Origin of the sequence: Janthinobacterium sp. EB271-G4-7A, from assembly GCF_020858075.1 — a bacterium.
Taxonomy (GTDB): domain Bacteria; phylum Pseudomonadota; class Gammaproteobacteria; order Burkholderiales; family Burkholderiaceae_D; genus Janthinobacterium; species Janthinobacterium lividum.
The window spans coordinates 102,398-120,415 of record NZ_JACYMI010000001.1; the positions used below are offsets into that span (position 1 = coordinate 102,398).

Consider the following 18,018-nt stretch of genomic DNA (forward strand, 5'->3'; position numbering starts at 1 on the left):
AGCCATTGTCGCATCCGCGGGCCGTTTACTCCATGCCGGATCGCCCGCCTGTTTCTTTTTCGCCCGTGCCCTTTCCTTATTGCTAAGACTTAGCGGCGGCCGTACATCATCAGCTCGGCCAGGCTCTTGCGCGCCGGGCTGAAGGCGTCCAGCAAGCCCAGCGACAGGCCCAGCAAGCCTTGCGTGGGCGCGCTGCCCGTGAAGATACGCGCCATGGTGTCGGTGACGCGCACGGTCAGCCCCCGGTCGGCCTGGCGCAGGCTGGCGTAGCGTTCCAGTCCGGCCGGGCTGCTGTCCTGCGCCAGCACGCGGGCCAGCACGGCGGCGTCGCGCAAGCCCAGGTTCAGGCCTTGTCCGGCCACCGGGTGCAGGGTTTGCGCCGCATTGCCGATGGCGACCGTGCGCGGTGTGCCGCCTCCCTGCGCGTTCAGGCCCAGCGGATAGGCCAGGCGCGACGTCGTGTGGGTAAAGCGTCCCAGGCGGCTGCCGAAGGCGGCGCCCAGGCGGGCCAGGAAGGTAGCGTCGTCCAGGGCCAGCAATTGTTCGGCGCGCGTGGGCGGCACGCACCATACCAGCGCGTAGCCGTCGTCCTGCGGCAACAGGGCCAGCGGGCCTTCGTCTGTGAAGCGCTCATACGCGCGGTGCGCGATGGGGGCATTTGTGCGCACATGGGCGATGATGGCGCTTTGGCCATAATCGCGGCTGACGGCGCGTTCCTGCTGCTGGCCGAACAGGCCGCCTTCGGCTTGCACCAGCAGGCCGGCGCGCAAGCTCGACGCCGCGCCGTCCTGTTCCAGCTGCACACTGACGCTGTCGGCGTCTTCCACGCTGCCCGTCACCAGCGCCGGGCGCAGGCTGGCCACGCCCAGGCGCTCGCATACGTCGGCCAGCGCGCTGACGACGGCGCCGTAACGGGCCACATAGCCGAGCGCCTCGACGCCATGCTCGCTGCGGTCCATCAGGCTGCGCCCGAACTGGCCGCGGCGCGAGACGTGAATCTGGTGGATCGGTGTCGCCTCCACGGGCCAGGCGCCCGCTTCCTCGAGAATCTGGCGGCTGCCGTGCGACAGGGCGATGGTGCGCGGGTCGCGCCTGGCTTGCTCGATGGATTTGGCGTCGAGCAGGGCGATGCCGGCGGCGCGGCTGCCGCGCTGCACCAGCAGGGCGGCCAGCGCCATGCCGACGGGGCCGGCGCCGCAGATGGCGAGATCGAAAGTGGACGGTGTATGCATGCGGCGGCGTTAATCCTGTGACATCAGTTGTTCGATTTCAGCGACGCTCTTGGGCGCCGTGCTGAAGACTTCATGGCCTTGCGGCGTGACTAGCACATCGTCTTCGATGCGGATGCCGGTATGCCAGAACTGTTCCGGCACGCCCGCGCCGGGGCGCACATAGATGCCCGGTTCCACCGTCAGCACCATGCCCGCTTCCAGCGGACGCCACGGCTTGCCCGGAGCACCCGTGTCGCGGTAGGCACCCACGTCGTGCACGTCCATGCCCAGCCAGTGGCTGGTGCCGTGCATGTAGAAGGGCATATACGCCTTGTCGGCGATGACGTCCTGCGCGCTGCCGTTTTTCTGCCGGTCCAGCAAACCCAGGTCCAGCATGCCCTGCGCCAGCACCTGCACGGCCGCCTCGTGGATGGCGCTGTGCGGCAAGCCGGGGCGCACCATGTCCAGCGACGCCTGTTGCGCCGCCAGCACCAGTTCATACAGCGCCCGCTGCGGGCCGCTGAAACGGCCGTTGACGGGCCAGGTGCGCGTGATGTCGGAGGCATAGCCATCGAGTTCGCAGCCGGCGTCGATCAGTACCAGCTGGCCGTCCTGCAGCACGGCGTTGTTGGCGCTGTAATGCAGGATGCAGGCGTTGCCGCCGCCCGCCACGATGGATGAATACGCGGGGAACTGCGCGCCGCTGCGGCGGAATTCGTACAGCAGCTCCGCTTCCAGCGCGTATTCGTTCATGCCGGGCCGCGTGGCGCGCATGGCGCGCACGTGGGCCGCGCTGGAAATGGCGGCCGCGCGGCGCATCAGGCCTTGTTCTTCCGGGTCTTTCAGCAGGCGCATGGCGTCGAGCATGCCATTGATGTCATGCGCGATGGCGGGCGCCGTGACGCCGCTGCGGGCCTTTTGCCGCACGTTGTGCCGCCAGACCTTGACTTGCGCATCGAGGCTGCCGCCCAGCGCGTAGTAAATGGCGGGGACGTCGGCCAGCAGGCGCGTCATTTCCACGTCGAGTTCCTCGATGGGGAAGGCGCTGTCAAAACCGAAGCTGGCGCGCGCCGCCTCGGGGCCGTGGCGGAAACCGTCCCAGATTTCGCGTTCGGTGTTTTTTGCGCGGCAAAACAGGATGGCGCGCGCCGGCGCCGTGGCGCTGGCGGCCACGAGGGCCACGGCGCTATCGGGTTCCGTAAAGCCGCTCAGGTAATAGAAATAGCTGTCGTGGCGATACGGATAGTCGCAATCGCTGTTGCGCGGCACTTCGGGCGCCGTGGCGAGGATGGCCACGCTGCCCGGCAGCATCTGCGCCAGCAGCGCCGCGCGCCGGGCCGCGTAGTTGGCCATCATGCCGCCGGCGCCTTCGCTGCCACGCCATTGAGCACGTCGAGCTGCGCCGGCGTGCCCACATTCGTCCACTCGCCAGTATAGACTTCGCCGCCCACGCGGCCCTGGTCCGCGTACCGGCGCAGCAAATCGCCCAGTTTGGCGTGGCTGCCGGGCGCGATGCCATCGAACATCTCAGGGCGGTACACGCCGATATTGGCGAAGGTCCACTTGGTGTCGTCCGTATTGTTGATCGCGAACAAGGTCAAGCCGAAGTCGCCCTTTGGGTGGAAGTCGGGATTGGGCACCAGGTAAGTCCAGGCGATGTCGCGCTGGTCGGCCGGATACGGCGTGCCCAGCACATCCTTGTCGGCCATGACGTCGAGTACTTGCTTGAAATCAAAGTAGGGGCAATAGATGTCGCCTGAAATGGCGAGAAATGGCTCCTCGCCCAGCAAGTGGCGCGCCTGGGCGATGCCGCCCGCCGTTTCCAGCGGCGTGGTCTCGGGCGAGTACGCGATGCGCGCGCCATACGCGCTGCCGTCGCCCAGGGTTTCCTCGATCAGGTGGCCCAGGTGAGAATGGTTGATGACGATGTCCGTAATGCCGGCGCGCACCAGGTTCAGCACATGCCAGACGATCAGCGGACGGCCGCGTACTTTCAGCAGCGGTTTGGGACAGGTATCGGTAAGCGGACGCATCCGTTCACCGCGGCCTGCGGCAAAGATCATGGCTTTCATGGGGATTCGTTTTCAGTATCGGTAAGTCGGCTGCGCGGGTATGCCGCGCAGCGGGAAAGTGCCTAAAACGTATAGCCGACCTGCGGCGTCTTGTTTTCGAGGGCGTCCAACAAACGCACCAGCGGCTTGAGTTCCGTATAGCGGTTGGCCGTCTTGCGCACGTAGTCGAGCACGGTTGGCAGGTCGCCCATGTACAGATCCTTGCCGTCGCGGTAATTCAGGCGCGCGAACAGGCCGAGGATTTTCAGGTGGCGCTGCAGGGCCGTGAATTCGAAATCGCGGTAGAAGGCGTCGATATCGGGATTGACTGGCAAGCCCAGCTGCTTGGCGCGCTGCCAGTAGCGGATCACCCAGTCGAGCACCAGTTCTTCATCCCACTGGATATACGCGTCGCGCAGCAGCGAGGCGATGTCGTAGGTGACAGGGCCGAAGACGGCATCCTGGAAGTCGAGGATGCCGGGATTGGGGATGGAACCATCGTTGATGTGCATCAAATTGCGCGAATGGTAGTCGCGGTGCATGAACACTTGCTGCTGCGACAAGATATTCGCCGTAATCGCTTCGAAAACCTTGTCCAGCTGGGTCTGTTGCACATCCGTCAAGGTGGCGCCCAGGTGTTTGCCGATAAACCATTCCGGGAACAGATTCATTTCGCGCAGGATGAAGGCGCGGTCGAATTCCGGCAAGACATCGGGCTGGCTGGCCAGCTGGATTTTCATCAGCGACTCGAGCGCTTCGGCGTACAGCACGCTGGCGTTATCGTGGTTCAGGGCGTCGAGATAGGTGGTCGTGCCCAGGTCGGAGAGCAGCAGGAAGCCATTCTCCAGGTCTTGCGCGATGATCTCGGGCACGGACACGCCAGCGCCTTTCAGCAAGCCGGCCACCTTGACAAAGGCGGGCACGTTTTCACGCTCGGGCGGCGCATCCATGGCAATCAGTGTGCTTCCTGGTAATGTTGTATTGCCTGGCAGCACATCGAGACGGTAGTAGCGGCGGAAGCTGGCATCGCTGGAAGCGGGACGGGCGGATTCGGGCGCGACGAGGTTAAGCGAGGTCAACCAGGCTTTCAACAGGGTCAGGCGAGCGTCGGCGGAGGCCGGCGCGGTGGAGGAATTGGGGGAGAATGACATTAAGCGGCCTGTGGAATCGGGTTGATGGTGCGGAGGGTAGGAGAACCCCATTGCTGGAAGCTCTCCCCCCTAAGAACCGTGCGTGCGACTTTCACCGCACACGGCTCAAGCATAATAAAAGTCCCTATGCAGGGACCGGCTTCGCAACGTGTAAATCGTTTGCGTGCACATTTATATGGCAATTTGGGTGCAATAATACGCGATTTCCAAGGGCGTCGGAACCACCTGCCACACGGTGTTCCATGTGGTGGTCATGCCATCCGGTTTCCATGTTCATCTCGTATCCACACAGAGCGCACAAGCCACGTTGGTCGAGGTAGAGCTTGGCCCACTCACGCCGGTAAGACATGTTTTTCAACATGCGTTCCTGCCGAAGGGTTTCGCCGTACAGTTCCCATTGCGGATCGTAGGGGTGATAGCCGCCCTTGATCTTCGTGTGACGCAGAATCGCTGTACCTGGTAACGAGTACAGTTCCTTCATGGCCTTATTGCCATTCTTTGTGACAACGTCCGCTGCAAACATCCGATTTCCACTCTCGGTTGGGCGCCAGTATCGGTCGCGTATCCAACTGTCGGTTTTCTTCGGATGCCTGCGCATGGCCCAGCGACGAAGCCGCCAGTACAGCAGCGACTCCATCGTCGAAAACGCCTCTTTGGCGACTACAGGGCTGTGATATTGCGCCCAGCCCCGCAGCATGGGGTTCAGCAATCGAATGAGATTCTCCTGCTTCGCCCCGATGTTTTCGCTGATCGTCTTCCTCAGCTTTTCATAGAACGCTTTCATGTTCTTCTTACTTGGCTTGATGAGCAGTGTCCCGGAATATTTTCGGAAGTTCCACCCCAGGAAGTCGAAGCCCTCATCGATGTGCACGATCTTGGTTTTGGCACTGGACAGTCGCAATCCTCTGACTGCAAGAAATGCTTCGATCCAAGGCTTGATTTCCGTCGCCAGCAATTCCTTCGATCCACTGGTAACGACAAAATCGTCCGCATATCGCACGACACCGACTTTGAGCTTGCCTGCCTTTGACTTGCCGAATTTCGCACCGAGGTGCGCAATCAGTTCAGTCTCCAGGCCGTTCAACGTCCAATTCGCAAGGGCAGGGCTGATGATGCCGCCCTGTGGCGTTCCAGCTGTGGTTGCCATCAATTGCTTCCGGTCAACTACCCCGGATTTCAGCCATTTAGACAGGATCAACTTATCCATGAAGACATTGTCGACCAGCCATTGATGGTTGATATTGTCGAAAAAACCTTCGATATCCGCATCCAACACCCAGGTTGCCGAGACTTTCCGGCAGGTCTGGAGAAAAATTTGCGACATCGCATCGGCCGTTGAGCGATTTTTGCGAAACCCGTATGAGTTGGGATCACTCAGCGTTTCCAAGACCGGATCCAAGGCCAACAGGTGAAGTGCCTGCATCGCCCGGTCCCGCATGGTAGGGATGCCCAGTGGGCGCATCTTTCCATTTGACTTGGGAATAAAGACCCTCCGTAATGGCAGGGGCCGATAGCCTTGTTTCTTCAACTGCGCAATGGCAGCGAACTTCTGCGTTGCTGAGTCCCACAACTGCTGGTCCACGCCTGCGGTTCGTTTGCCTTGATTCTCTGTCACTCGTTTGACTGCCAGCGCTTTCGCGCTGAACGAGTGGGTTAGCCACCTTTGCAGCGCTTTCGCCCTGCGCCAGTCGCCTTCCTGTGTAGCCTTCGTTAATCGATGCTGCATGGCTCTCACGTTGCGTTGTACGAGCCGCCAGTTGATGGCGACCCATTCAGTTGGCACGTGCGAGGACGCAGAACCTGCAAGACTGCTGGCGGTTACTTTCATGCTGAACCTCGTGTAGTTGTTCCGACGAGACACAGCGCATCCCCGAAGGGTGAGCTGCATCCCTTCGGGGTGGTTGAAAATGATGACTGCCTGGAGCCAGTACAGTCGTATGACGACTATTACACCAGATGGAAGTGGGCACCTTTTCAGGCCGGGACAAATCTTGAATCCCTATCCGGACCATTACAGCCCGGCATTCGCTTTCTCCATCCTCCTCTACCCGCTCCCCCAAGGGCGTGCCTTGCGGTTTGCTTGCCGCTATCTCGGTTCTTTGATCGAGCGGCAGGGAATCGGGCTTACCACGTTCCCAACGATATCGACGCGACAGCTACATCGCGACTGGCTGTTTAGGGCCCATCTTTCCCCCGGTGGCTGAATGACGACGTATCCCCAGAATCCACGGAGATAACCAGCCACGTACCGTTTGGTTTAGGCCTGCCAGCAGCTTTGGCCTATTAATATTTACGAGGGTTCAAACGATGGTTCACATAACATTGCCCTTGCAGCATTCACCTAGCTCCTGGACCGCATCGCTGCTCGCAGTCTCCAGCCAGGCGTTCGCACGCCGGGCTGCCGGAAAAGAATGGGGGTACGTTGTCCCTGAGGCTTTGCACCCCGCCGTTACCGGCGACGCACACTCAAGTAGGTGACAGATGGTCGTACATCTGGTCATGGCAGCAGTTGCAACACTGAAGCATGACAAGATATCGAAGAGTTTCACTCGGGTATGACTCAGCTGAGAGAAAACCGAGTCTTGCAGAGAGCTGTTGAAATATAGAAAATTGTAAGCAAATGTAAAATATCCACAAGCTTTGCAAATAAACTACAGTTTCAATGTTTTATGTAAACAAAACAGGCAAAGGAATAGCTACTCGCCGGTGATTCGGCGGGCGTATAAGACTGACAAGGCACCTTCTCGTAGCGTGTCTTGTCTTGCTAAAAATGGGTACTCCGGGGAGCCCCTCACTGTTTTATCACTGGTAAACCAGGGATTTGCCTGCGCAGTTCCTGCGCTGCTAGCCGTTACTGCTACGTTGCGACCGGGGCCAGCTACCCGAGCTTTAAGGCGTGTCGCACAGATTCCCATATAATAAGGGATTCAAATCAAAAAATCGCCTGTCATGGTGCTTGCCCCTTCCAATTCATGAGCTGGTTTTCGGCCTCCCCCCCTTCGCAGCGCTGGGCTTTCGCCATCAGCGCGCTCGTCGCCGCCACGACGGTGCCTGTCCACGCCCAGAAAGCGCCGCGCCCGGTTCATGTGGAAGATCCCGACGCGCCCACCGTCATGACGGCGAACAGCATGAACGGACGCCCCGAAAGGGAGATCAATCTCGATAAAAATGTCGTGATTGAACGCGGAAAAACCACAAAAATGACGGCAGATACAGCTTGTTACAAACAAGTTGAAGATCAGTTCGACGCCGAGGGCCATATCAAGATGTGGCGTTTCGGCGATTACTACACGGGCGACGTCTTGAAGCTGAACATGGAGACCGGCAAAGGTTTCCTGCTCAACCCGACGTACCGCTTCGAAGTGGGCGGCGGCCAGGGCAAGGCCGAGCGCGTCGACTTCATCAATCCCGACGAAGCCACTGTTATCGACGGTACTTACAGTACCTGCGAAGGGCCGAATCCGGACTGGTACCTGAAATCGAGCACCTTGAACCTCGATACGGGCCGCGACGTGGGCACCGGCAGCAAGACCATCATCTATTTCAAGGACGTGCCGATTCTGGGCACGCCTGGCATTTCGTTTTCGCTGTCGGGTGCGCGCCGCTCGGGCTGGCTGGCGCCCACGCCGGGCTTTGCCTCGAAGAACGGTTTCGAGCTGCTGATGCCGTATTACGTGAACATCGCGCCGAACCGCGACCTGACCCTGTTCCCTCGCTACATACAGCGGCGCGGCATCCAGCTCGGTGCGGCAGGCCGCTACATGGGCGAGACGGATGCAGGCCTGTACCAGGGCGAAACGTCGTTTGAGTTCTTGCCTAACGACAAGCAGACCAAGACCAACCGCTACATGATCAAGTCCAAGCATGAGCAGGCGCTGGCCAAGGGCTGGAGTTACAGCTGGGATCTGCGCGAGGCGTCCGACAATAATTACCCGAACGATTTTTCGAAAACCGTCGCCACCGCTACCGAGCGCCAGTTGCTGCGCGAATTGCGCACCGATTACCGCACCGAGGACTGGAGCCTGACGGCGCGCGTGCAGAATTACCAGGTGCTGCAGGATCCCGATCCCACGGTGACCGTGCCGCGCCCGTATGACCGCTTGCCCGCGGTGAATTTCCACGCTGGCAAATACGACGTCTGGGGCGGCTTCGACTGGACCTTTGACGCGGAAGCGACGCGCTTCGCCCACCCGACCCTGGTGCAGGGGTCGCGCCTCGTGGCCGTGCCGCAGGTGAGTTTCCCCATCGTGCGTCCGGGCTACTTCGTCACGCCCAAGCTGATGCTCAATGCCAGCGCGTATCAGCTCGATAACGACGCCAGGACAAAGGCGCTGCAGTTCACGACGACCTCGTTTACGCGCGCCGTGCCGACCTTCTCGGTCGACAGCGGCCTGGTGTTTGAACGCGACACGAATCTGTTTGGCGCCAAGGGCGGCACGCAAACCCTGGAGCCGCGCCTGTTCTACGTCTACACGCCGTACCGCGACCAGTCGCAGTTTCCGAAATTCGATACGGCCGACGGCACGTTCAACCTGACGCAGATATTCACGGAAAACCGTTTTGTCGGCAGCGACCGCATCGGCGATGCCAACCAGGTCACGGCCGCCCTGGTATCGCGTTTCCTGCAGTCGGACGGTACCGAGCGCATGCGCCTGACCTTCGGCCAGCGTTTCTATTTTGCCGACCAGCGCGTGCAACTCAATTCGACCACGCCCGTCAACCAGTCGCGTTCGGATATCCTGCTGGCGGCAACGGGCCGCGTGTCCGAGACTTGGACCGTCGATAGCCTGGTGCAGTACAATCCCAGCGACCGCCAGTTGATGAACTACAACTACACCTTGCAATATCAGCCCGGTGCCAAGAAAGTATTGAATTTCGGCAGCCGTTTCCAGCGTGGAGATGCTGGTTGGCGCAATGCGGAAGTATCGACCCAATGGCCGTTGACGGACCGCCTGTATGGCGTGGGCCGCATCAGTTACTCCGTGAAGGATCGCAGCATGCTGGAAAGCCTGGTCGGCCTGGAATACAAGGGCGACTGCTGGGTGTTCCGCATGGGCGCGCAGCGTTTCGTGACGACGTCCAAGACTGTTTCGACGCCGATCTTCTTCCAGCTGGAATTGACGGGCTTGTCGAATGGCCTGGGTCTGGGCGCGAATGGCCTGGAAACTTTTACAAAAACCATCCCCGGTTACCAGACACTGAGCCAGCCACTCCGTTAAGATAGGCACCGTTGCCGCCGCCGGTGTTCCCGGCGCCGGCACAAACCGGTTTTTTTATTCACCTGAACTCATGAGCGCTCTACACATTATGCGTAATGCCAGTATGCACCAACTCAAAATTGCAACGGTCTTGTTGTGCGCCATTTCCGGCGCCACGACCAGTAGTGTCTGGGCGCAACAGGCTGCGCCAGCGCCTGCCGCCAAGCCCGCTGCCGCGGCGCCGGTCAAGGGGTTTACGCCACCGGCCTCGAGCAGTGGCCAGACCATCGATTCCATCGCCGTCGTCGTCAATGACGAGGTGATTACGCGCAATGAAGTGGCGGCCCGTATCAAGAGCGTGGAGCAGCGCATGAAGGCGCAGAACGTGCCCTTGCCCGATCCTGCCGACCTGCGTCGTCAATTGCTCGAGCGCATGATTGTTGAACGCGCACAAATGCAGCTGGCCAAGGAAATGGGCGTGCGCGTGGATGACCTGACCCTGGACCGCGCGATTGGCCGTATTGCTGAACAGCAAAAAATGACGGTGCAAGAGCTGCGCAACCAGATGGAAAAAGAAGGCACGCCGTTTGCGACCTTCCGCGAAGAAATCCGCGATGAAATCATCATGCAGCGCCTGCGCGAGCATGAAGTCGACGCCAAGATCCAGATTTCCGATTCCGAAGTGGATAACTTCCTGGAAGCGGAAAAAGCGGCCGCCAGCGAACAGGTGGAACTGAACCTGGCGCAGATTCTCGTGCGCATTCCGGAAAATTCCAGCCCCGAACAGATCGCCGCACGCCGCGCGCGCGCCGAAGAAGTCAGCCGCCAGCTGCGCACGGGCGCCGATTTCGCCAAGATGGCCGCTACCTATTCCGACGCCAGCGATGCGCTGAGCGGCGGCGATATCGGCTGGCGCCATAGCGACCGCGTGCCGCCCCTGTTCACGGAACAGTTGCTGAAATTGAAGCCGGGCCAGATCACGCCTATCATCAAGAGCAATACGGGCTTCCACATCCTCAAGCTGGTGGACCGCCGCAGTGCTGCCGAGGCGCAAGCCGTCGCCGCCGTGCAGCAGACGCATGCCCGCCATATCTTGCTGAAAATAACGCCGACCTTGTCGGCGGCCGAAGCCAAGCGAAAATTGTCGGAATTGAAAGAGCGTCTCGATAACAAGGCCGCCAAGTTCGAAGACCTGGCCCGCTTGTTCTCGAACGACGGTTCGGCCGCCAAGGGCGGCGACCTGGGCTGGCTGTATCCAGGCGATACCGTACCGGAATTCGAAACGGCGATGAATGCGCTGAAACCGGGCGAAGTGAGCGAGCCGATCGAATCGAGCTTTGGCTTCCACCTGATCGAAGTGCTGGAACGCAAGAGTGATGACGTCTCGAAAGAGAAGCAGCGCGCCGCTGCGCGCAATGCCTTGCGCGAACGCAAGCTGGAAGAAGCGACGGAAAACTGGGCGCGCGAAGTGCGCGACCGTGCCTACGTCGAATTCCGCGCGGACGATCAGTAATGCGGCTGATTCATTGCGCATGAGTAACTTGCCCCTTGCACGCCGGCCTGCCATCGCCATTACCTGTGGCGAACCGGCTGGTGTCGGCCCGGAAATCTCCATACGCGCGGCCTGGGCCATGCGCAATGAAGTCAACTGCATCCTGCTGGGCGACGCTGCCTTCCTGGCGCTGACGGCCAGCCTGATCGATCCGGACATCCGCCTGGCGGCGCTGTCGCTGCAAGCCGTGCGCAACAGCGGCCTGCCCCAGTTCGGGTCTGGCCGCCTGGCCGTGATCGATATTCCCACTGTTAACAATGTCATTCCTGGCGTACTCGACAAGGAAAACGGGCGTTCCGTGCTCGCGACCCTGGACGCGGCCGTGGAAGGTGTCCAGGCCGGCTGGTTTGGCGCCATGGTCACGGCGCCCTTGCAAAAAAGCACGATCAACGATGCCGGCGTGGCCTTTTCCGGCCATACGGAATACCTGGCGGAAAAAACCGGCACGCCGCAAGTGGTGATGATGCTGGCCGGCGAACCCGGCCATGGCGAACCGACCCTGCGCGTGGCGCTGGCCACCACGCATCTGCCATTGAAGGACGTGTCCGCTGCCATCACCATGGACAGCCTGGCCGTCACCCTGGATATCATCCAGGCCGACCTGCAACAGAAATTCGGCATCGCCGCGCCGCGCATCCTGGTCACCGGCCTGAACCCGCACGCGGGCGAGGGCGGGTATCTGGGACGCGAGGAAATCGATGTCATCGCCCCGGCGATTGCCGCGGCGCAAGCGCGCGGCATCGATGCGCGCGGGCCGTATCCGGCCGACACCTTGTTCCAGCACAAATACCTGGCCGATGCTGATTGCGTGCTGGCCATGTACCACGACCAGGGCCTGCCCGTGCTGAAATACGCGACCTTCGGGCGCGGCATCAATATCACCCTGGGCTTGCCGTTGATCCGCACCTCGGTCGACCACGGCACGGCGCTGGACCTGGCCGCGCAAGGGCTGGGGCTGGCCGATTGCCACAGCATGGAGCAAGCCCTGCAAACGGCGCTCGACATGCTGCGCGCCAGCAGCCGCGCCTGATCGCCCACCGGTTTTACCCCGCTACACCGCCCCTAGAATAGAAAAACAGAATATGAAACACGTTGCCCGCAAACGCTTTGGCCAGAACTTCCTGCATGACCGCTTCGTCCTCGACGACATCACGGCCGCCATCGGGCCGCAGCCGGACGATGCCATGGTCGAAATCGGCCCCGGCCTGGGCGCCATGACGGAGCAGCTGCTGCGCCATTTGAAGCAGATGCACGTGGTGGAACTGGACCGCGACCTGATCGTGCGCCTGGAAAAGACGTTCAATCCGGCCAAGCTGACGATCCACTCGGGCGACGCGCTGAAATTCGATTTCGCGCAAATCCCCGTACCGGCCGGCCAGAAGCTGCGCATCGTGGGTAACTTGCCGTACAACATTTCCAGCCCGCTGCTGTTCCACCTGGCGGACTTCGCACCGCTGGTACAGGACCAGCATTTCATGCTGCAAAAGGAAGTCGTCGAGCGCATGGTGGCCGAACCGGGCAGCAAGGCATATGGCCGCCTGTCCGTGATGCTGCAATGGCGCTATGACATGTCGCTGCTGTTCATCGTGCCGCCGACGGCCTTCGATCCGCCGCCGAAAGTGGAATCGGCCATCGTGCGCATGATCCCCGTGGCCGAGCGCCTGGCGTGCGACCAGGCCACCCTGGAAGCGGTCGTCATGAAGGCGTTCTCGCAGCGCCGCAAGGTGATCCGCAACTGTCTGGCCGGGATGTTTACGGAAGAACAGATCAAGGCGGCCGGCATCGATCCGACCCTGCGTCCGGAAACCGTGGGACTTGAGCAATACGTGGCCTTGGCGAATTTGCTGAAGGCGCCGGCCTAAGCCCCCGGTTTAACTCAAAACCACTGGTCGACCTGCTGCAGATCCTGTCTCAGGGCGGAAAAGCAGTCGTCGACATGGTGGTTGCGGCTGATTTCATTGCGCCGCATCAAGGCGATCTTGCGCTTGCAGGTGGGCTGGCGCAGCGGCGCCACGTGCAGGTCCTCGTCGTTGAGGAAAGTCGTGTACAGGCTGGGCATGATGCCGACGGCGATGCCGGCGCGCACCACGCCGTACAGCGACTCGCTGTGGATCATCTGGTACAGGCTCGACGGGCTCAAACCATGCTGACGCAGCGCGCTCGAGGCGAATTCCCAGATGCTGCCCTTGGTAAACACGACGATTTCCTGCCCCGCCAATTGCTCCCAGCGCACTTCCTTGAGCGGCGCCAGCGCATGGCGCCCCGCCGTCACCAGCACCAGCTCGTCTTCGAACAGGCCCACGCTTTCCAGCGACACGGAACCGGGCACCTCGATACCCACGCAAAAGTCCAGCTGGCCAGAATGCAGGGCGTGCAGCAAGCCGTCGTTGGGCATGTCCGACAGGACGATTTCTACTTCGTCGCCATGCTGCTCGCAGTAGCGCGCCACCACGACGGCTGTCATCGCCATGGCCGACGGGATGGCGCCGATGCGGATGCGGTGCCGGCCGCTGCCGATGGCGCGCTGGATGTCGGCAAAGGTATTGCTCGCCGTATTCAATAAATGCGTGGCGTAATCGAGCGCCAGCTTGCCTTCGCGCGTCAGTTCCAGCTGGTGGGTTGTGCGGTTAAACAACTTTTTCCCCAGTTGATTTTCCAGCAGCTTGATCGAGGCGCTGAGGGCTGGCTGGGTCACGCACAATTCCTGTGCAGCCTTGCTGAAGCTGTTTACCCGGGCTAAGGTGGAAAACGCTTGTAAATGTCGTAAGGAAATCTTCTTGCTCAACTCATGCATGGGTTTGCTTATTAGAAAAAGTAATGGATTTATAAAAATAAACAAATTTTCTTATCCCGCAATTTACCATATTCTGGACTGGTCTTTACTTGTCTTGAAGGCAACAATCTTCAGAGAAGCGCTTGCCAGGCGGCGCCGGTACTCGCGCTAGCACGCCATGCAAGGGACGCATCAATAAAATAATTCCAAAAAAACTCAGGGTTTATTCTTTTTAGGGTGGCGGCGATGAACAAATGGATGACGGGAACGATGGTAGTGGGTGGCTTGCTGGCGGCGCAGGGCGCGGCGCAGGCGCAAAGCAGCGTGCAAGTGTATGGCTTGCTGTCGGCCGGTATCGGCTATGTGTCGGATGAGGGCAAGGGCAGCCGCACGCATGCGTTGAGCGGCACGAATCAGAATCCCCGCATCGGTTTTCGCGGCCAGGAAGACCTGGGCAACGGCACCAAGGCCATCTTCGTGCTGGAAAACGGTTTTAACGTCATGACGGGCACGGCGTCGCAAAGCGGGCGCCTGTTCGGCCGCCAGTCGTATGTGGGTTTGTCCAGCAATGACAAGGGTACGCTCACCCTGGGGCGCCAGTACGAAGCCGTCAAGGACCTGCTGGGCCCGGTCGTCATTGCCAGCAATGGCGTGCATATCGGCGACAACGATAATGGCTACAACAACCTGCGCGTGCAAAATGCCGTCAAGTATGTCAGCCCGAACATCAGCAACCTGTCGTTCACGGGTTTGTACGGCTTCAGCGAAAACCCGGAAGATGCCAACCGCAACCGCGTCTACAGCATGGGTGCCGGCTACAAGGTCGATGCCTTCAGCTGGGCCGTCGCCTACACCAAGATGGATCGCCCGAACAGCCCGGACGCGCCGAATGGCGCCATCGGCAATGACTATGGCAGCTCCTTGTTGATCTTCAACAAGAGCGCCGTCAGCGGCGCCGGCGTGAACAGCCAGGCCATCGCCGGCACGGGAGGCTTTTATAATGTGGGCAAGACCAAGTTTGGCGCGTTGTACACCAACGTGCGCTACCACTACCTGGATCAAAGCAATCTGACCTTGCAAAACGTGGACTTGAACGTGAACCACAAGCTGACGGAAGCGCTGAACCTGGGTGCGTCGTATTTCTTTACCACCGGTAAATATGACGTGATCAACAAGACGCCGAAATGGCATCAGGTCAACTTCCAGGCCGATTACTTCCTGTCCAAGCGCACCGATGTCGCCATCACCTGGAGCTACCAGAAAGCGGCAGGCGACGCGACGTTCGCCCGCGTGTTCGGTTTCGGCGCCTCGGGCGGCAAGACGCAAAGCGTGCTGATCGTTGGCATGCGACATTATTTCTGAGTCTGATTCATCTTTACAGGCGCTGTCCCCCAGCGCCGTCCCCTGAAAGGAAGCATCTTGAAAAAGCACCTCATGTTGGCGTTGAGCCTAGGCTTGCTGGCTAACGCCGCCCACGCGGAAAAACGCGAGCTGGTCATTTCGGCCTATCCGATTGCCCAGCCCTTGTTCATGAAGTATGTGTACGAGCCGTTCAAGGCCAAATGCGGTTGCGATATCAAGGTGGAAACGGGGAATAACGCGGACCGTATCGCCAAGCTGGTAGTGCACAGCAAGAACCCGGTGATCGACCTGGTGCTGCTGTCCGATTCCGGCATGCTGGAAGCGGCGCAAAAGGGCGTGATCCAGCCCATGGATTACTCCAAGCTGAGCAATTACAAAGCCCTGTACGACGTGGCGAAGAACCCGATCGGCGGCAACTTCGCCGTCGGCTATACGCTGTACTCGGTCGGCCTGGTGTACCGCAGCGACAAGATCGCCCCGCTGACGTCCTGGAAGGACCTGTGGCGCCCTGAACTGAAGGGCCGCGTGGCCTTCCCCGACGTGAGCACCACGCAGGGTCCCCTGATGCTGCGCATGGCCGATGCGGCCTGGGGCGGCAAGACGGACGACTACGCCACCGGCTTTGCCAAGATCGTCGGCATGAAGGGCAACGTCGTCACGTTCTCGAAAAACAGCGCGCAGCTGGCGGCCCTGTTCGCCCAGGATGAAATCTGGGCCGCTCCCGTGGCGCGCTTTACCTGGTCGCAAATGCTCAAGACGGGCCTGCCCCTGAAATGGAGCATCCCGGCCGAAGGCCAGGCGGCCGGCATGAACGTGATGGGCATCGTCGCCGGTTCGAAGAATGCGGACCTGGCCTACCAGCTGATGGATTTCTGGCTGTCCAAGGAAGTGCAGACGCAGCTGGCCACCAATCTGGTCGACTCGCCCGTCAACAAGGACGTGCGCCTCTCGGTGGCGGCCGCGCAATTCAATACCTATGGCGCCGACCAGATCAATTCGCTGAAATTCGTCAAGCCGGAAACCATCCTCAAGCAGCGCACGAACTGGATGACGCAGTGGAACAAGGCCATGAGCAAATAGTGGTGACGAGGAGAAAACACCATGTTTGCTGATCCAAAAAAGCGCCTGGGACTGCTGCTGGTCCTGCCGGCGCTGATCTTTATCGTCGTCTGCTTCCTGCTGCCCGTGCTGGCCTTGCTGGTCGACGCCTTCCGTGTCGGCGACGGCATGCAGTGGGGCGTCGACCGCTTCATCGAATTCTTCTCGCAGGAATTCAACCGCACCATCTTCTGGCGCACCCTGCGCATTGCCGCGCTGGTGACGCTGGCGGCTATCATCCTCGGCTACCCGGCCGCGCAAGCCGTGGCACGCGTGTCGCCGAAGTGGCGCGGGCTGGTGGTGGGCATGATGATTCTGCCGCTGATGGTCTCGCCGATCGCGCGTACCTATGCCTGGATCGTATTGCTGGGCCGTAACGGCGCCGTCAACGCGGCACTCGTCAACATGGGCTTGACGGAAGAGCCGCTGCGTTTGCTGTTCAGCGAATTCGCCGTGTTTGTCGGCCTGCTGCAACTGCTGCTGCCATTGATGCTGATGTCCCTGGCGGGCGCGCTGGAAAACCTGCCGCGCGACGTGGAGCCGGCTGCCGCCACCCTGGGCGCCAATCCATGGCAAGTGTTTTGCAAGGTCACCCTGCCGCTGACGCAGGAAGGCCTGGTCGTCGGCGGCACCCTGGTGTTTACGGGCTGCGTGACGGCCTATGTGACGCCAGCACTGCTGGGCGGCACCAAGGTGCTGATGCTGGAAACCCTGCTGTACCAGAAGGTCAGCGTGGAGAGCGATTTTGGCGCGGCGAATGTCATCGCCGTCATCCTCGTCTGCATGACTTTGCTGGTGAATGCCGGCCTTAAACGTATTTCCTCGAGCCGGAGTTCCGTATGAAAGAAAGCCTGTTTTCACGTGCCGTTTTATGGCTGGTATTCCTGTTCCTGCTGGGGCCATTCGCCATCGTCGTGCTGGCCGGCTTTAGCGGCGGCGAGACGCTGGCGTTCCCGCCCGAGTCGTACTCGCTGCGCTGGATCATCGAAGTGTGGTCGGCGCCCGAGTTCCGCCGCGCCTTCCAGACCAGCCTGGAAATCGGCCTGATCGCCACCGTGATCGCGCTGCTGCTGGGCATACCCGTCGCGTATGCGTTTTCGCGCATGCCGCCGCCGGGCATCGGCGCCATCCGTCAGATACTGACGTCGCCGCTGATCATTCCCGCCATCCTCGTCGGGCTGGGCTTGCTGCACCACCTGGTGCTGACCATCAACGCGCCCGTGTATGTGGGCCTGCTGATCGGCCACATCGCGCTGCTGATTCCCTATTCGGTGCGCGTGGTGTATGCCAGCCTGGTGAATTTGCGCGTGGATATCGAGGATGCCGCCATTACGCTGGGTGCGTCGCGCCTGCGCGCCTTCTTCATGATCGTGCTGCCGAATATCCGCAACGCCGTGATCGCCGCCTTCTTCCTCGCCTTCGTCACTTCGTTCAATCAGGTGCCCGTCTCGCTGTTCCTGACGGGTCCTGGCATCAGCACCTTGCCGATCGAGATGCTGGGCCATATGGAAAACAGTTTCGATCCGTCGATCGCTGCCCTGTCGACCTTGCTGGTCTTGTTCACCATGGCCTTCGTGATGGTGACCGAGAAGGTGCTGGGCATTTCTAAATACATGTAAGAG

Annotated in this window: 15 protein-coding genes; 8 read left to right on the forward strand and 7 right to left on the reverse strand. The window is 60.6% G+C overall.

Annotated elements, in window-relative coordinates; all coding sequences use genetic code 11:
- Positions 1–89: 89 nt before the first annotated feature.
- The 6 genes from IGS58_RS00445 to IGS58_RS00470 form a co-directional block, all read right to left on the reverse strand.
- Positions 90–1,232: an FAD-dependent monooxygenase gene (locus tag IGS58_RS00445; RefSeq protein WP_230520388.1), complete on the reverse strand. Its 1,143-nt coding sequence runs from the start codon at positions 1,230–1,232 to the stop codon at positions 90–92.
- 9 nt (positions 1,233–1,241) lie between these two features.
- Entirely contained in the window at positions 1,242–2,564 is a 1,323-nt protein-coding gene (locus IGS58_RS00450; RefSeq protein ID WP_070254885.1) for an aminopeptidase P N-terminal domain-containing protein, read from the reverse strand.
- On the reverse strand, positions 2,564–3,283 hold the full coding sequence (gene murU, locus IGS58_RS00455) for an N-acetylmuramate alpha-1-phosphate uridylyltransferase MurU (protein ID WP_230520389.1): 720 nt from the start codon (positions 3,281–3,283) through the stop codon (positions 2,564–2,566). Before murU ends, IGS58_RS00450 begins: the two co-directional genes overlap by 1 nt.
- A gap of 62 nt (positions 3,284–3,345) precedes the next feature.
- Positions 3,346–4,413 carry an aminoglycoside phosphotransferase family protein gene (locus IGS58_RS00460; RefSeq protein ID WP_230520390.1) on the reverse strand — a complete coding sequence of 356 codons (1,068 nt, stop codon included), beginning with the start codon at positions 4,411–4,413 and terminating at the stop codon, positions 3,346–3,348.
- A gap of 124 nt (positions 4,414–4,537) precedes the next feature.
- Positions 4,538–6,241 carry a group II intron reverse transcriptase/maturase gene (ltrA, locus tag IGS58_RS00465; RefSeq protein WP_230520391.1) on the reverse strand — a complete coding sequence of 568 codons (1,704 nt, stop codon included), beginning with the start codon at positions 6,239–6,241 and terminating at the stop codon, positions 4,538–4,540.
- 1,099 nt (positions 6,242–7,340) lie between these two features.
- Positions 7,341–7,673: a hypothetical protein gene (locus tag IGS58_RS00470; RefSeq protein ID WP_230520392.1), complete on the reverse strand. Its 333-nt coding sequence runs from the start codon at positions 7,671–7,673 to the stop codon at positions 7,341–7,343.
- A gap of 6 nt (positions 7,674–7,679) precedes the next feature.
- On the opposite strand from IGS58_RS00470, the gene IGS58_RS00475 reads away from it, so the two are divergent.
- The 4 genes from IGS58_RS00475 to rsmA all read left to right on the forward strand — a co-directional run bounded on the left by IGS58_RS00475 (position 7,680) and on the right by rsmA (position 13,025).
- The gene (locus tag IGS58_RS00475) at positions 7,680–9,632 is read left to right on the forward strand and encodes an LPS-assembly protein LptD (protein WP_230520393.1); all 1,953 of its coding nucleotides are present in this window, start codon (positions 7,680–7,682) and stop codon (positions 9,630–9,632) included.
- Between the two features lie 103 nt (positions 9,633–9,735).
- A complete protein-coding gene (locus IGS58_RS00480; protein ID WP_230520394.1) occupies positions 9,736–11,124 on the forward strand; it encodes a peptidylprolyl isomerase in 1,389 nt (462 codons plus the stop codon).
- A 19-nt stretch (positions 11,125–11,143) separates the two neighbouring features.
- Positions 11,144–12,193, forward strand: coding sequence for a 4-hydroxythreonine-4-phosphate dehydrogenase PdxA (gene pdxA, locus IGS58_RS00485; protein WP_034778825.1), 1,050 nt, complete (start codon positions 11,144–11,146; stop codon positions 12,191–12,193).
- Positions 12,194–12,245: 52 nt separating this feature from the next.
- Positions 12,246–13,025, forward strand: a complete 780-nt coding sequence (rsmA, locus tag IGS58_RS00490) for a 16S rRNA (adenine(1518)-N(6)/adenine(1519)-N(6))-dimethyltransferase RsmA (RefSeq protein ID WP_034778823.1) — start codon at positions 12,246–12,248, stop codon at positions 13,023–13,025.
- Between the two features lie 14 nt (positions 13,026–13,039).
- Here the strand turns inward: rsmA and IGS58_RS00495 are convergent, their stop codons facing one another.
- Positions 13,040–13,957, reverse strand: a complete 918-nt coding sequence (locus IGS58_RS00495; protein WP_070281784.1) for a LysR family transcriptional regulator — start codon at positions 13,955–13,957, stop codon at positions 13,040–13,042.
- A gap of 225 nt (positions 13,958–14,182) precedes the next feature.
- Between IGS58_RS00495 and IGS58_RS00500 the strand changes: the two genes are divergently transcribed.
- Genes IGS58_RS00500 through IGS58_RS00515 form a run of 4 tightly spaced genes read left to right on the forward strand, consistent with a single transcriptional unit; the run spans position 14,183 to position 18,015 of the window.
- Positions 14,183–15,298 (forward strand): porin, encoded by a 1,116-nt coding sequence (locus tag IGS58_RS00500; protein WP_230520395.1) that lies wholly within the window; start codon positions 14,183–14,185, stop codon positions 15,296–15,298.
- Positions 15,299–15,355: 57 nt separating this feature from the next.
- The gene (locus IGS58_RS00505; protein WP_034778817.1) at positions 15,356–16,378 is read left to right on the forward strand and encodes an ABC transporter substrate-binding protein; all 1,023 of its coding nucleotides are present in this window, start codon (positions 15,356–15,358) and stop codon (positions 16,376–16,378) included.
- A gap of 21 nt (positions 16,379–16,399) precedes the next feature.
- Positions 16,400–17,239 (forward strand): ABC transporter permease, encoded by an 840-nt coding sequence (locus tag IGS58_RS00510; protein ID WP_070254722.1) that lies wholly within the window; start codon positions 16,400–16,402, stop codon positions 17,237–17,239.
- Complete coding sequence (locus IGS58_RS00515) at positions 17,236–18,015, forward strand: ABC transporter permease (protein ID WP_034778814.1); 780 nt, start codon at positions 17,236–17,238, stop codon at positions 18,013–18,015. Before IGS58_RS00510 ends, IGS58_RS00515 begins: the two co-directional genes overlap by 4 nt.
- The last annotated feature ends 3 nt before the right edge of the window (positions 18,016–18,018 follow it).